We start from the raw sequence: 14741 nt of genomic DNA on the forward strand, positions 1-14741 counted from the left end.
GCGAAGCTTGCTTGAAGTTCACAATGAAACGTAACAGCTATGTGCAGCTGCGGTCATGGATCGGCATGAATTTGGCGCGTAACGCGCCATAAGTCCACGAAATCAGGGTTTTCCCCGTGAATTTTCATCTAATTTTTACAAACTTGAACAGCTCGCCTCGTTGCCCTATGCCGCGCATCGCATGGCATTCATCACTCAGGCTCTTGTTGCCTCTGTTGCAGCACTGATGGCGAGCAGAGGTACGCTTTATGGTCGAATCGATGGCTGACTGCGCGATTTTCATGCTGGATGCAAAAGGTCGCGTAGCAAATTGGAACCAGGGCGCCGAGCGCATCACGGGTTATCAGGCTCGCGACGTCATCGGGCGTCATGCCGAGTATTTGTATGCGCAGGACGTTCGCGACGATGGTTTGCCAAGAAGCTGCCTGCATATAGCACTGGCCGACGGTCATTACGAGGGCGAGTGCTGGTGGATTCGGAAAAACGGCCAGCGCTTTCTGGCGCAGCTGCGTATTGATCCCGTCCGGGATGAACAAGGCCAATTGAGCGGTTTTGTGGAGCTTGTCCGTGACCTGAAGGAGCGCGAGCAAGCGGAGGATGCGTTGCGCCGCAGCCAGGAGCAATTCCGGCTGCTGGTGCAGAGCGTGACCGATTACGCGATCTTCATGCTGGACCGACACGGGCGCGTTGCAAGCTGGAATTACGGTGCCGAACGCATCAAGGGCTACCGCCCGAGTGAAATCATCGGCAAGCATTTTTCGGTGTTTTATACGCAAGTGGATCGCGAAAAGGGCGAGCCGCACAAGAATCTGTCGCTTGCGACAACCGAAGGCCGCGTGGAGAGCGAAGGCTGGCGTGTGCGCAAGGATGGTTCGCGCTTCTGGGCGCATGTGGTGATCGATCGTATCCTGGATGATCATGGTGAACTCATTGGCTTCGCCAAGATCACGCGTGACGTGACCGAGCAGCGCGAAGCGGCCGCGGAGCTGGATCGTGCGCGCGAAGCGCTGTTTCAATCGCAGAAGACCGAGGCCATCGGCAAACTCACCGGCGGTGTGGCGCACGACTTCAACAACCTGCTGATGGTGATCCAAAGTTGCCTTGACATGGTGGAGCTGAAACTTCCGCACGAATCGCAGCTGCGCAGGCTGGTGCAGAACGCGCAGTCGGCCGTACAGCGCGGCGCTGCACTCACGCAGCGCATGCTGGCGTTTGCGCGCAAGCAGGAGTTGCGTGTGGCGCCGGTCGACGTCGTTTCGCTGGTGGCGAACATGACGGACCTGTTGCGTCGCTCGCTCGGCCCGCTGATCACTATCAGCACGCTTTTTCCGGCGGCGCTCAATGCGGTGAAAACCGATGCGAACCAGCTCGAACTGGCCCTGATGAACCTCGTCGTGAACGCGCGCGACGCCATGCGCGAAGGCGGCAATCTCACCATCGCCGCACGCAACGTCACCATTGACGCCTCGCACTCCACGCGGCTCTCGCCGGGCGAATACGTATGCCTTTCGGTCACCGACGAAGGTGATGGCATGGACGACGAAACGCTTGCAAAGGCCACCGAACCCTTCTTCACCACCAAGGGCGTGGGCAAGGGAACCGGCTTGGGACTGTCGATGGTGCACGGCCTTGCCGAGCAATCGGGCGGCCGCCTGGTCATCAAGAGCAGCAAAGGGTTTGGCACGCGGGTGGAAATGTGGCTGCCGAGCGTTCAAGCGGACGCCATGAGCCTGTTGCAGGACAGCGAAATACCGCCCTCCGTCCATCCGCTGCATCCATCCGCAAGCCTGCATATCGTGGTCGTGGATGATGATCCGCTCGTTCTCAACGCGACCGGCGCAGTGCTGCAGGATCTAGGGCATCGGGTGATCGAGGCAGCATCCGCCGAAGAGGCGCTGCACGCGCTGGAGAACCATACGGGTGTGGATATGCTGATCACCGACCATGCCATGCCGGGCATGACCGGCGCTCAGCTCGTCGGGGAGGTCAACATACGTTGGCCCGCACTGCCGGTGGTCCTGGCGACCGGTTACGCTGAAATTCCTACGGATCTGAGCGATGGCGCCACGCGCCTAACAAAACCTTACGATCGCGCGGGTCTGGCCCTTGCGATTAATAAGGCGATGGAAGACCGGCGGGTACAGGTATAAAGCCCGCCTGAGCGCGATGTTCGCCCAGTGTCATGAATTGCGATCGGCCACATTACGAGCGGCTAACGCTGCCTAGTGCACATTGACAGTCCGGGCAGCGCAAGGCTGCTGCGGGCAACCGTCTGCGTGGTGGAGGCCGATTCATGAATACCCCTCGCTCGCTCACCCCTGAATCAAGAATTCCGGGATCCATTCATTCACTGTGGCACATCAGTACGTGGTCAGATTACTTCACTCGCATGGTTAATCCAGCGAAGCTACGTGCGCGCGAAGCACCCGTGCACATGACGCGCCGCCAGGAGCTGCTCGCCGCGCAAGATCAAAAGCGCCGTGAACAACGCGCGCACGTGCTTGAACTGCTGCGTGAGGTCAAAGAGAAAAACCAGCACGTTCAGCACGTAACCAAACTCAACGTCTGACTGTCATTGGGCTGTGCCCGCGATGACGGGCCGGCCACATCCGCTTTACAGCGATGCGCCCAAGCTGGCCGCGTCACGTTAGAGTGGATCACGCTATGGGACGCAGAGCCGACCGTGTCTATACCGGCACCAGCGACATTGCCATGCTGGAAAAGTGGGTGGACGAATTGGCAGTAAATGCCGCGGTGCGCATCGTCAAGCACGATGGCGCGACGGTGGAGGGCGTGGTTAGCGTCACACCGACGGTGCAAGTTTTTCTCGATCCGAATGATCAAGAAGGTATGAATGGTGTTGTACGCCTGATCGACAGCAACCGCCCGGACTGGGGCGGGATGGTGTGGTTGGGCGATATTCGCAATGTCCAGCATCTTGATTCGGTGCGAACGGGGTCGAGCAGGGCGTAACGCTGTTCAACCTTTCTGTACGTTCGTCCAATGCGAAATCGGCGCGGGGCTTCCGAGCAGATAACCTTGCCCCATTTCGCATCCCATACTCACCAGCGTCTGCAGCTGCGCCTGCGTTTCGATGCCTTCTGCAATCACTTGAATGTTGAGGGCGTGGGCCAACGCAAGAATCGCGGCAACAACGGTTGTGCTGTTGCTGCTGCCGGTCTTGTCCAGCTCTTGCACAAACGCGCGGTCGATTTTCAGCATGCGCAGCGGCAGCGAGTGCAGGTAGCTCAAGGATGAGTAGCCAGTGCCGAAATCATCGAGCGCGGCACCGACGCCCGCAGTGCGCAGTCGCTCGAGCACGGCACGTACGCTTTCAGGGTTATCCAGCAATGCGCCTTCGGTCACTTCGGTAATCAGCCGGGAAGGCGCCAGGCCAGTGCGGTCGAGCATTTTCAGGACACGTGTATCGAAATCCGTGTGGCGCAGATGCAGGGCTGACACGTTGAACGTGATGAACATCTCGCTCGGCGCCTGCTGCGCCAGCAGCCTGCAGCTCACCTCGAACAGGCGCCAGTCGATCGCCTCGATCAGCCCGCTGTCTTCGGCGATCTTGACGAAATCGGAAGGGCGCAGCAAACCGCGTTGCGGATGATTCCAGCGGATCAGCGCTTCATAGCCCACGACGCGGCTGTCGCCAAGCCGGCAGATCGGTTGGAAATACGGCTCGAACTCGTTTTGCCGCAGCGCCTTGCGCAACTCGCTTTCCATGGCGAGCACGTCCACCATGCCTTTGGCCAGCGCTTCGTCGAATATGGCGAAGCGTTTGCGACCCAATTCCTTGGCCTGATACAAGGCCATGTCCGCATCGCGAATCAGTTCGTCCGCATCCAGATAACTGGCGTCGCCACACGCAATGCCGACGCTTACTGAAGGTTCCAGTTCCTTGCCGGAAATGCGCAGCGGCGTGGCTACGGCTTGCAGTACGCGATCGGCAACGACGGTTGCGGTGAGGGTGTCTTCGATGTTTTCCAGCAGGATGGCGAATTCGTCACCGGAAAGACGCGCCACCATGTCCGGCTCGCGCACGTGCGTGAGCAAGCGCATGGCAACTGCCTTGAGAAATTCATCGCCGGCCAAGTGGCCGAGGCTGTCGTTGATCACCTTGAAGCGATCCACGTCAATGTAAAGCAGCGCGCAGCGGCGATTGGGGTCGCTTTGAATACGATTGAGCACGCGATCGAGCCGTTCGCGCAAATAGCCGCGATTTGGCAGCCCCGTGAGCGGGTCATGCATCACCTGATGATGCAACTGCTGCTGCATCTGCTCGCGACGTGCGATCTCGGCGCGTAGTTCGCGCGTGCGCTCTTCCACGCGATGTTCCAGACGCAAGTTGGCCAAATGCAATGCCGCGGCGGACCGGCGACGATAAATGCTGTTGGCGATTTGCAGCGCGACGAAGCCCAGTAGCTCCTGCTCGGGTGCGCCGTACGTGGCGCCGGAGTCGTAGCTCTGCACGGCCACCAGGCCAATGACGGCTTCGTCCACTTTCAATGGCACGCCGAGCCAGCATGATGACGGTTCGCCGATATGGTGCGGTATCACTTCGCCGGAGCGGCTCAGCGCCATGATGTCCTCGCGTGTACCGGACCAGGGCTGCCCGCGGCGCAACACGTATTCGCTCAAACCTCGTCCGATGGGGCGCGAGAGCTGGTGGCGGAGGCCGGCGTCCATGTAGTACGGAAATTCCAGCTTGGTCCGGTCGTCGCTGAGCAGCGCGATGAAAAAGTTCTTCGCGTCCACCAGGCCCCCGACAACGGTATGCACGCGTTCGTAGAAGGTGTTCTCGTCGATGTCGGCGGTGGCCAGTTGGGCGACCTGGAACAGTGCCTCCTGCAGGCGCTCGGCGCGATGTCTTTCGCGCACTTCCTGGCGCAGGCCACGATTGACCTCGGCCAACTCTACCGTGCGCTGGCGCACGCGCTGCTCAAGTTCGTCCTTGCTTTCCTTGCGTTCCAGCGCGGTGAGGATGTGATTGCCGACGAAGGAAAGCAGCGCGAGATCTTCGCGCGCATACACCAGGCCCGTGCCGTAACTTTGCACCACCAGCGCGCCTTGCACCTGGTTGTTGCGCAGCATGGGCACGCCCAGCCAGTCATCGCTATCCGGGCCGGCAATGATCAGCGGGCCGTTGACCTGTTCCAGCAACTGTTCGTTGCTGCCCATCAGTGGCTTGCCTTGGGTCAGCAGATACCAGGTGAGTGTGTGCTTGCGCTCGTCCAGGTCTATGTCGCGGTTGGTCTCGGGCTGATCTTCGTCCTTGATGTCCGCGTAATACAGAAACCGCATGGTTTGCGGTTCGGGGTCGTAGCGGACAATGAAGAAGTTCTCCGCATACATCAGCCCGCTGACGATGCGATGGATTTCGCGCAGCATGTCCGGCATGTCCAGATCCGAGCCGGAAAGCTCGGAGATCGAAAACAATGCACGCTGCAGGTTTTCCGAGTGCTCCAGCTGGCTGTGCGAATCGTAGAGTTCGGCCAGCTTTATCGTGTGATGCAGTTGGCGCACGCCCAGCTGCAGGTACGAGCCGATGCGGATGAGCAGGGACCGGGTCGAACCCTCCGCGGCCATGGTGAGCACCAGCACCACTTGCTGCTCTTTGAGCAGGGGGATGGCGTAGCGCCTGCTGTCAGCCGATACGCGCATGCCCTCGTCGGATTTCAAGGCCTCGCGCGCGAGTGCCAAATCTTCAGGGGCGGCGGCGAGCGTTTCGGCTAGCTGCGGCGCGTCCTGATGCTTCAGCATCAGGACGCTGGCCTTGACACAATACGGTTGCGACTGCGCCAGCGCCTCGATGAGCGCGCACACTTCGCCCGGTGTCTCCGCCTCCACCAGGCAACCGAGCCAAGCCGTGTTTTCAGGCTCATGTGGTGATGCTGTAAGGATAGGAAGACTCAGGCTCATATCCACCCAATCTGCCGCTATGGCGAACCTATCAACGAGGACATGCAGTGCAAGAAACGTGAACCCCTGACGGTTATGAAGCGATGCTGCAGCAGCTTTGTCAATGTATCGACTAAACCGCTGATGTCTTTAAGGAATGCGTGCTGCTGCCGACACTGACATCGGCAAGCCACGCTAGCAAGCCTTAACTGCATATTGCGCAAGGCTTTCGAAACCGTAGTTGGATTCAGAGTGGGGTATGCGGGGTGGTTTCTCCGTGACTTTAGGCATGTATCGACCGGCGGTACTTTGGTTGAGCATGGCCGGCTCAGGACTCACCAGGCCTTAAGGACAAAAGGGGATGGGCATGAACAAGGTTGTTGTTGCGGCCCTGGCTGCGACGCTGTTGGCAGGATGCGCCACTACGGCGCACACATTCAATCCGGCGACCGTTGCCACCTTTCAACCGGGCATAACCACCGTTGCGCAGGCCGAGGCCGCCTTGGGTGCGCCGTTCCAATCCACGCGCATGCCCGATGGCAGTCAGCAATTGCAGTACACGAGCAAGCATGAGGAATTGGCCGGCGATGGCACGCCGACCACCGGCTCGAAAATTCCCAAGCGCATCGAAACGATGGTGTCCACCATGCTCGTCTTCGATGCGAGCGGGCATTTCGTGAAGACTTGGTCGAACTCGAAGACGAAGAGCACGACCTGGCCGAGCGACCTGGGGCATATCGACAGCGGCGAAATCGGGCGCAACAACGGCGGTGGTTAGGGATGACGCGCACCGGAACGGTCCCGGCGCCCCCAACTCACTGGTCCGTCACCACCGTGCCTTGGTGGTACACGATTTTCCAATCCTGCGCGGTGCGGCGCCATAAGGTGGCGCGGCGTGTAACGCGCCCGCCCTGCCTGAGCGTATAGGTAAGCAGATAATTGGCCGAAGCGATTTCCATGCAATGGAAGTCGCTCGTTTCCCAATGGTCTTCGAACGGTTGCCGGTAGCGTTCTTCTAGCACGTCGAGCACGTATTGGCGGCTGTAGCGCCGGCCGGACGCACCCACTTCCCAATAGTCGGGTTCGGTCATGGCCTCGAAATCGCCCCGGGTGATGCCGAATTCCGGTCGATGGAAAATTGGCTCGCGGCGGGTGAGTTCTTCAAGAACAGGCAGCAGTTCAGGCGCGGTGATGAGGTTGGGTTCCATGTCGGGGGCCGCGGACAAACACCTCGCAAGCATACCGCCGCAGCCACCGTTGGCCCTCTCCGGCCGGAGAGGGCACTGGCTTGCACGTCGTTCAAACCGGCGGTGGATTGCGTTCGCCAAAACCGCGCTGATGCCAATAGGGATACACGGGCGTCACATCGCTGGCGGCGTCGAGCTTGGCCATCTGCTCAGGGGAGAGATCCCAGCCCACCGCACCCAGGTTCTGCCGCAATTGCTCTTCGTTGCGCGCGCCGATCACCACGGTGGACACGGTGGGACGCTGCAACAGCCATTTCAGCGCGATCTGCGGCACGCTCTTGCCGGTTTCCTTGGCAACGTCGTCGAGGGCATCCACCACGCGATAGAGATACTCGTCCTCGATCTGCGGACCGGCGTCAGCGGTTTTGTGCAGGCGACTGGTGGCAGGCAGCGGCTGGCCGCGCCGGAGCTTGCCCGTGAGGCGCCCCCAGCCCAGCGGGCTCCACACGACCGTGCCGACGCCTTGGTCCAGTGCGAGTGGCATCAGCTCCCATTCGAAATCGCGACCGACGAGCGAGTAATACGCCTGATTGGCGACATAACGCGTGTAACCATAGCGATCGGCCACGGCAAGCGATTTCATCAGGTGCCAACCAGAGAAATTGGATACGCCCAGATAGCGGATCTTGCCCGCACGCACCAGGTCATCCAGGGTGGAGAGTGTTTCTTCCACCGGTGTCATGGCATCGAAGCCGTGCAACTGAAACAGGTCGATGTAATCGGTGCCCAGGCGCTTGAGCGCTGCATCGATGGCGTTGATGAGGTGATAGCGCGACGAACCCACGCTATTGGGCTGATCATCGAAACGGAACGTGGCCTTGGTGGAGATCAGCACCTGATCGCGACGCCCTTTGATGGCTTCGCCCAGAATCGATTCGGCCGCGCCCTTGGAGTAGACATCGGCGGTATCGAACATGTTGACGCCGGCATCCAGGCAGATATCTACCAGCTTGCGTGCCTCGGCGACATCGGTATTACCCCATGCGCCGAAGAACTCACCTTTGCCGCCGAACGTGCCGGTTCCAAAACTCAATACCGGTACCTTGAAACCCGATGCGCCCAGACGTCGATATTCCATACAAGCATCCTCGTGTTTGTTTAGATAGATGATGAAACCGATCCGCTAACGTCGGTTCAGTAACGTGAGAAAGCAACCATCGCCGGAATGACCACGGAGCATCAGGCAACGAATCCGGCTGATCGGGTAGGGCGCCACGATAAACCAATGCACAGTAAGAGCGCATGAAAATGCGCGATCCATGCCAAGAACGTGAGCAGAAAACATGGCACTATCGAAAAAATAGGACGACGCACATAGGGTTTTCCAGACGGAGATCCGGCGCCGGCCAGTCGCCGAGGTTGCTCATGGAAAAGCCGCGTCGTATTGCGCAAAACGTCATCCCCTTCCCAGACCTGTGTTCTGCCCTGCTGTTGCTGGTGGCGTTGCTGACAACGGCAGTGGCTCGTGCAGATACGCTTGATCCCTCGACGCTGGCCAAGGTACGGGCGGCCACCTTTGAAGTGGTGATGGCCAAGCCTGTCCACGATCCGCTTACGTATGCAAAGCCATTGCCGCTCGATCTGCTGCCATACCAGGAGCGCAACGACAAGTTCTATTCCGTAGGTACTGCATTCGCCATCGGCCACAATCGTTACGTAACCGCCGGTCACGTGATTGCACTGGCACTGCACAGTTTGTGGGGGCCGCCCGCACTGCGCGATGGCAGCGGCCATGTGTATGCCATCGACAGCATCGAGAGCTATGCATCCGATCGCGACTTCGTGGTTTTCTCCCTTGCCAACAACCCGTCAACCGCACCGCTGGAAGCGAATACACATCCGGTGCTCAATCAGCCCATTTATGCGGTAGGCGATGCGTTGGGGGAGGGCATCGTGGTGCGCGATGGCCTCTACACGTCAGATACGCCGGAAGATCAAGATGGACGATGGAAATGGATACGCTTCTCCGCAGCCGCATCACCCGGCAATAGCGGCGGACCACTGCTCGACAAAAGCGGCAAAGTGATCGGCGTGGTGTTGGCCAAATCGCCTAACGAGAATCTCAACTACGCGCTGCCCATTGCGGAATTACTCAACGCGCCGAAAAACCAGGGGGTGTTCAACGTACGCAATGCCTACGGCCTGCCGATCATGGACACGCAGGTCACCGGTACTTACAGCACCAGCTTCAGCTTGCCGTTGAGTCTGGCCGATTTCATCACCAAGCTCGAACAAGTGCACGATGCTCACTTCCAGGCGCAACGGGATGCATTGTTGAAGCAGGAAGCGCCCAATCTGTTTCCGAATGGAGCGGGCGCCGAGCGCATCCTGCATGCGGTGGCTCCGTTGAACATCGTGCCGGAACTGATTGTGCGCACGCAGGATGGATCCTGGCATGGAAGCGTGCAAAAAGGGTCCGCATTTCCGCTGCCCGATGGTGCGCAAGTGAGCACCGGTCACGCGGGGGCCGTCATCTTCTTCCATGTCCGCCGACCTGATCATCTTGCTGCGACCAGCTATTACGACAAACCCAAGTTGCTGATGGATACCATGCTCGCGACAGGGTTCAGCACGCGTGCCATCGGCACCGAAAAAATCAATATCACTTCCATGGGTGAGCCGGCGCAGACCATTCGCCACCTGGATGCATGGGGCCGCCCGTGGCGCATCGACATCTGGCCGATTCCATTCGGCAATACCTATGCAATCACTACATCGCTTGCGGTGCCAGACGGTTATGTCGTGATCTTTAACTATGCAGCCGCTCCGGATAAGCAGACGCGCATCGGCGACCTGGAGACCATCACCGACTTCGTGAGCGTTGCCTACAGCGGCACGCTGCGCCAATGGCAGGAATATCTGAGTAACCAGGCATTACTGCCCGCCTCACTGAAAGATGCAAAGCTCGATGTGAACTATGGCAGCACCTTTGCGTACGCCTCCAATCACATCAAACTCGCTTTCACGTCGAAGGTGCAGAAGATCGCTCCGGATAGCACGCTCAGGCTTGGCTTTGCGTTCTTCAAAAACCAAAGCCACCCGACGCTGGATGTGGCGGACGTTCGCGTAAAACCGCAAGACGGTGGCCCTGACCGCATCAATGTTCGCCGTGTCATCCAGCCGGCCGAGGATATGAGCGAGCAGTCCAAACAGGAGTGGCAGAAATATGCACTCGCCAAACATCCCTATGATGGCGTGGCCTATGTCGACAACGACGTGGCCTCCATTGCGAAGGTGCTCAAACCCACGCATGAGCGGTCGGATGTGCTCTATAGCGCATTCCTCGGTGTCGAAGGCAATCAATCGGCTGATGTGATGAAGACCAAGCTTGATCAGATCGTAAGTGGTTTGCAGATTAACGATACTGATTATTGATTAGGGGGCGTATCGAGTTATTGATTAAGGGGTGTATCGGGCTTGCCAAACGTGTCCATCTACCTTCGCCGGAATGACATCCTCAAAAAGATGAGGTCTCGAAACGTAGGGCGATTGGGTCACATACACGTATAGACGGTGACACGATGTATAACTTGCCAATGCCATCCAACCACACGAACAACAGTCACCTGCACCAGGAGACATTATGCCCACCACCGCCTCGACCGATGCCGACATCATCCACGACGCATACGCCGAAAAACTGAAAACCCTCTACGACACCTTGTTCCTTGCCCTGGTCCAGACGCCTGACAACCCTGGGCCGGCCAAGGATGCATTCGTCCGAGGCGTAGTGCTTGCACGTACCGTTCGCGACATGGCCATCAACGCACTGCCCGCCGATGGCACGCCGGCACCGAAGCCGTTTCATGAGATGACTAAAGGGTGATGTGCGCGAACTGCGCGGCCGGTTCAGTGCTTGGGTGAAACGGGTGCGATATCGTCAGCCATCATCCATGAAATGTCCGGCGGCATGTTAGGGCTGTCGGCAATAGCGACGGATATTTCCACTAACTTCTCAAAGCCGGAAGGGGCCTGAATGGTCTCGCGGCTCAGCACCGAAAACGAAACGGTCGGCGACACCGGCATGCAATTGCCTTGCACCATCAAGGCGTGGATCTGCGGATCGTTGGGATTGTGTTTTATGGCATCGATTAATGTCGGTATGACGGTCTTGTCTTTGCAGGCCATTTGCGAGCCGGCCGTCGTCGCATGAAAAAGCGTATTTGCATGGGCGCCAGGGCTTACCAACAGCATGGCAGTCGCAATAGAAGCTATTTTTGCCTTCATAATCAGCTCTCCCCGATGTCCTTAATATTTTGACTCCATTATTTATGGTCAGTCAATTTGCGAGAAGAGGCGGATATTTTTGCAGGCTGCTATCAATCTAATACATCTCGCCTATTTAAATGGATAAAGAAAGGGCGTCGTAATATCTCTCGAGTGCGGCATATAAAAAGATATTTGTTTCAATACATCGAGCTGCTGTTGCCCGGCAGCGCGATGAATGGCGCACCCTCGATTTTGCGTACTCCAGTCCCGTATGGGCCACAGTTTCCAATGATGCTGGGGCATGGGATGAACCAGAAGCGTGTAGTAGAAGGGTTGTGCAGGCCTTGGACGAGAGTGTTCGTATCCCTGGCCGACAAGAAATAGAACCTGCACTTTGAAGAGCGGGTGTTGGCTTCTTAGGCCTATATGTCGAATAACCCGACCAGGCTTTTATTTCACGGACTCTTCACGCATCTGGATGCTCTCCTATCCCGCGAGAGCTCATAGATGGCTCGGGTAGTGACAGTCATGGACTGGCCAGTGGTTTAGGCCAAACGCGCACAGGGGGCTGTGGCGTGACGGTAGCAAATCCATTCGAGTGTGCTGACACCTTGATAGACGCATCGAGGGAGATCGGCTGTTGCCGGAAGATAAGCAATTGGGCCTATATTCGAGGGGTGGGGTCGAGCTTTATTAGCACTGGGGGAGCGACATGAGTGGAATACTTGATGTACTGGATGGTTGGAAGGATCTGATAGTCAAAGTCTTTGGCGAGTATCCCCTGGCCGCATCCCTTGTGACTTTGGCTGCGGTGCCAGTTTGGCTCCAATTTCAAAACAAGGTATATCGAGGAAAAACGGTAGCCAACACGTTGCTCGTATTGTTGGGTTGGGCCATTGTCGTTCCCATTCTTGGCGTTCTCCTCTGGCTTCTGGGGGAGCTGTGGGACATCGTCAAGGCCGTTGTTCCTACCGCAGCAAGCTTCGTAGGTTCGATCTTCTCTATTTACCAGCATCATCCCTACGTGGTTATCGCGCTTGTTTGCATGGCCATCCCGGCGTATTTCGCATGGAAGCGCTGGCGGCCCAGGTTTCTTCCAAACCGCACGGTGCGTGTGCTTTGCCTGGCTGCGGCAGTGATCGTCGTTGCAAATATCGTGAGCCCAATCATTCCTGATTCGCAAACGAAATCCGAACCCGTTAAAGAGGTGGCATCGACGGCGCCCTCGTCACCGGCCAGTGATCCAAGTCGAAGTGGCGCGAAGCAAACGACCTCTAAACCTGGCGAAGGAAGTGAGCCTCACTCTTCTTCGTCGATACATACCGTACCGAGTGCAAGCACAGCCCCTTCGACCAACAAGTAGGGAAAACGGTTGTGCCCAGCTAAATCAGTGGACGTGACCTTGGCTTCGGTCATGGTGTCCAACCCTAATCGCTCAAACACTTGGTTCAACGCGCAGCCCAGCGCAGCGGCCGTTAATGGCGCTGTATCCGATCAATGCACAGTACGCCCGTTGACGCGGGCGTTCCTTTAGACGAAAGGAGAGCGTCATGCCTTGGATTAAAACCGCTAATGCCGCGCAATATGAAGGTGCGGACTGGTCCAACTTTGTAAAAACCGTACACAACTGTACGCCGGCCCAGGCGCAGTTGATTGCTTTTCAGGACCCCAGCATTTCTTATTTCTTCTATTGCCGGGAATACATGATTCTGACCAACGGGCGCAGCTTCAATCCTGGCGACGCCGTGTTCTTTAACAGCACGCGAGCCCCTTGGTATGGCAGCGCACCGCAATGCGATGCCTATAAGCGGCAGTGCGTGGCCGTGGCCTATGCCAGCCCCGGTGGGGTGAAGGCAGCGGCCGATCTCACTTACAACGGCGCACCGGCGCTGGATGCCATCCTGTTTCCTGCCAACCTCAACATGAAATCCACGGGCTTGCCGAGCGGCACATCCTGGGTGGACCCTAACGGCGCTGGGCCCACCATGCTGCGGGCCAATTCCGACGTCATGCAGGCGTTGACCGGCGATGACATCGCCTACGCCCACGCCAAGGGCATCGCCGTGCTGGTGACCGGCCTCAATAACCATGACGCTGCCGGCTGGTCGGAGTTTCCGGCGACGGCGGCCGGGCAGGCCGACGCGCAGCAGTTCGCGGGGCAGTGCCAATACACGCTATCCACCTATCAGGTGGACGGCATCGACATCGATGACGAGTATTCCGCCGGCACGCCCGTTGAAGGCTCGCTCGCCATGGTGGGTCACTATGTCCGCCAGAGCATCGGCACGGCCTCGTTCTCCAAGGCCTTGTTCGAGGACGTGAGCTATTTCCAACCCAGCTACGGCGGCACCAACCTAGGCCAAGACCTGACCTGGGGCTGGACCATGTCCTATTGGGAAGGCCCTCAGGACCAGTTACCCCCGTACCAGGGCCTGATGCCCAATAACCATTTGCTGTGTGGTTTCAATGCCGGCTCCGGCTTCTACAACCCCACGGCCAGCGACCTGCAATGGATGGCCCAGCAGGGTTATGCAGGTGTCATGGTTTACAACATCGATGCAACCGACGCCCAAACACTGTTAGCCACGCTGCTATCCGACTGGCCCACAGGCTGAGGCCGCTGCGCGGCCCGGATGAATGGACGTCTAAACGTAAGGACCATCTTCCCATGCTCACACCGCTCACTCCGTCGACGCACCAGCCTCCACCGCATCAACGCGTTCCAGTGCAAACAGGGCAAGGTTGAGCTGAAAGCTGAGATTGCCGAGCATTTCGCCGAGCAGTGCGCGACGGATGTAGAGCATGGCGTGGGGGTCGTTCAAGGACGTGCTGCTGCCGGCGAGTTGGGCCATCAGCAAAAGTTTGTCGCGGATGTCGCACAGTTCGAGGTAGTGGTCATGGGATAGCAGGTGGTTGCCTTCGTAGAAAAGGTCGCGAGGGGTGTTCATGGGGCACTCCATGTCGTTAAGTCACGCCACGTATTGCACGTGGCGTGAGGGGCTTGCAGGAAAAACCCTGCACGTAGACGCGGAAGGATCCGATTCCGTTTCTACGAAAGCCCTGAGTGGCCCGACACCACGCAGCATGCGTGGCGGTGAAGCGTTAGTAAAAATCGGCGTGGCGGGGGCACGCGGGTGCGTGCTTGCCGTATGATCGGGAGAACCATGGTCAACTCTCTATTCAGTTGGTTGTGGCCAGCGGATCGTCTGAGCTCCTACTCCGGCGATCCGCGCTTCACTCATGTCGGGTGTGCCGTGTTCATCAAAGACGGATGGGCACACCCGACGAAAGGACCATCGCACAAAGCGCGCCGCTAATCTGTCAGGGGAGGCGGATTTGATGCCGCCGATAAGGCTGATGAGCGTGGGCACGAAGCAGACG

13 protein-coding genes are annotated in these 14741 nt (G+C 58.3%); 8 read left to right on the forward strand and 5 right to left on the reverse strand.

Annotation, left to right across the window (positions count from 1 at the left end; translation table 11 throughout):
• Positions 1–248 precede the first annotated feature (248 nt).
• The 3 genes from DWU98_RS19295 to DWU98_RS19305 all read left to right on the forward strand — a co-directional run bounded on the left by DWU98_RS19295 (position 249) and on the right by DWU98_RS19305 (position 2973).
• Complete coding sequence (locus DWU98_RS19295; RefSeq protein WP_115497212.1) at positions 249–2150, forward strand: hybrid sensor histidine kinase/response regulator; 1902 nt, start codon at positions 249–251, stop codon at positions 2148–2150.
• A 143-nt stretch (positions 2151–2293) separates the two neighbouring features.
• Positions 2294–2569 (forward strand): hypothetical protein, encoded by a 276-nt coding sequence (locus DWU98_RS22345; protein WP_147293378.1) that lies wholly within the window; start codon positions 2294–2296, stop codon positions 2567–2569.
• 95 nt (positions 2570–2664) lie between these two features.
• Positions 2665–2973 (forward strand): DUF3247 family protein, encoded by a 309-nt coding sequence (locus DWU98_RS19305; protein WP_158545123.1) that lies wholly within the window; start codon positions 2665–2667, stop codon positions 2971–2973.
• Positions 2974–2979: 6 nt separating this feature from the next.
• On the opposite strand, the gene DWU98_RS19310 is transcribed toward DWU98_RS19305, so the two are convergent.
• A complete protein-coding gene (locus DWU98_RS19310; protein WP_115497215.1) occupies positions 2980–5925 on the reverse strand; it encodes a bifunctional diguanylate cyclase/phosphodiesterase in 2946 nt (981 codons plus the stop codon).
• Positions 5926–6271: 346 nt separating this feature from the next.
• Here DWU98_RS19310 and DWU98_RS19315 point away from each other — a divergent pair, with 346 nt between their 5' ends.
• The gene (locus tag DWU98_RS19315) at positions 6272–6682 is read left to right on the forward strand and encodes a hypothetical protein (protein WP_115497216.1); all 411 of its coding nucleotides are present in this window, start codon (positions 6272–6274) and stop codon (positions 6680–6682) included.
• Between the two features lie 37 nt (positions 6683–6719).
• Here the strand turns inward: DWU98_RS19315 and DWU98_RS19320 are convergent, their stop codons facing one another.
• Entirely contained in the window at positions 6720–7112 is a 393-nt protein-coding gene (locus tag DWU98_RS19320) for a nuclear transport factor 2 family protein (RefSeq protein ID WP_115497217.1), read from the reverse strand.
• 91 nt (positions 7113–7203) lie between these two features.
• Entirely contained in the window at positions 7204–8229 is a 1026-nt protein-coding gene (locus DWU98_RS19325) for an aldo/keto reductase (protein ID WP_115497218.1), read from the reverse strand.
• A gap of 287 nt (positions 8230–8516) precedes the next feature.
• On the opposite strand from DWU98_RS19325, the gene DWU98_RS19330 reads away from it, so the two are divergent.
• A complete protein-coding gene (locus tag DWU98_RS19330) occupies positions 8517–10526 on the forward strand; it encodes a S1 family peptidase (protein WP_158545124.1) in 2010 nt (669 codons plus the stop codon).
• Between the two features lie 208 nt (positions 10527–10734).
• A complete protein-coding gene (locus DWU98_RS19335) occupies positions 10735–10977 on the forward strand; it encodes a hypothetical protein (protein WP_115497220.1) in 243 nt (80 codons plus the stop codon).
• A 23-nt stretch (positions 10978–11000) separates the two neighbouring features.
• On the opposite strand, the gene DWU98_RS19340 is transcribed toward DWU98_RS19335, so the two are convergent.
• Entirely contained in the window at positions 11001–11378 is a 378-nt protein-coding gene (locus DWU98_RS19340) for a hypothetical protein (RefSeq protein ID WP_147293379.1), read from the reverse strand.
• Between the two features lie 694 nt (positions 11379–12072).
• Here DWU98_RS19340 and DWU98_RS21775 point away from each other — a divergent pair.
• Both DWU98_RS21775 and DWU98_RS19350 read left to right on the forward strand, forming a co-directional pair.
• The gene (locus tag DWU98_RS21775; RefSeq protein WP_147293380.1) at positions 12073–12723 is read left to right on the forward strand and encodes a hypothetical protein; all 651 of its coding nucleotides are present in this window, start codon (positions 12073–12075) and stop codon (positions 12721–12723) included.
• Between the two features lie 187 nt (positions 12724–12910).
• Positions 12911–13975, forward strand: coding sequence for a glycoside hydrolase family 18 protein (locus tag DWU98_RS19350; protein WP_115497223.1), 1065 nt, complete (start codon positions 12911–12913; stop codon positions 13973–13975).
• 66 nt (positions 13976–14041) lie between these two features.
• Here DWU98_RS19350 and DWU98_RS19355 read toward each other — a convergent pair whose 3' ends face one another.
• Positions 14042–14308 carry an XAC0095 family protein gene (locus tag DWU98_RS19355; RefSeq protein ID WP_115497224.1) on the reverse strand — a complete coding sequence of 89 codons (267 nt, stop codon included), beginning with the start codon at positions 14306–14308 and terminating at the stop codon, positions 14042–14044.
• Positions 14309–14741 lie beyond the last annotated feature (433 nt).

The organism is Dyella monticola (genome assembly GCF_003363155.1).
GTDB classification, from domain to species: domain Bacteria; phylum Pseudomonadota; class Gammaproteobacteria; order Xanthomonadales; family Rhodanobacteraceae; genus Dyella_B; species Dyella_B monticola.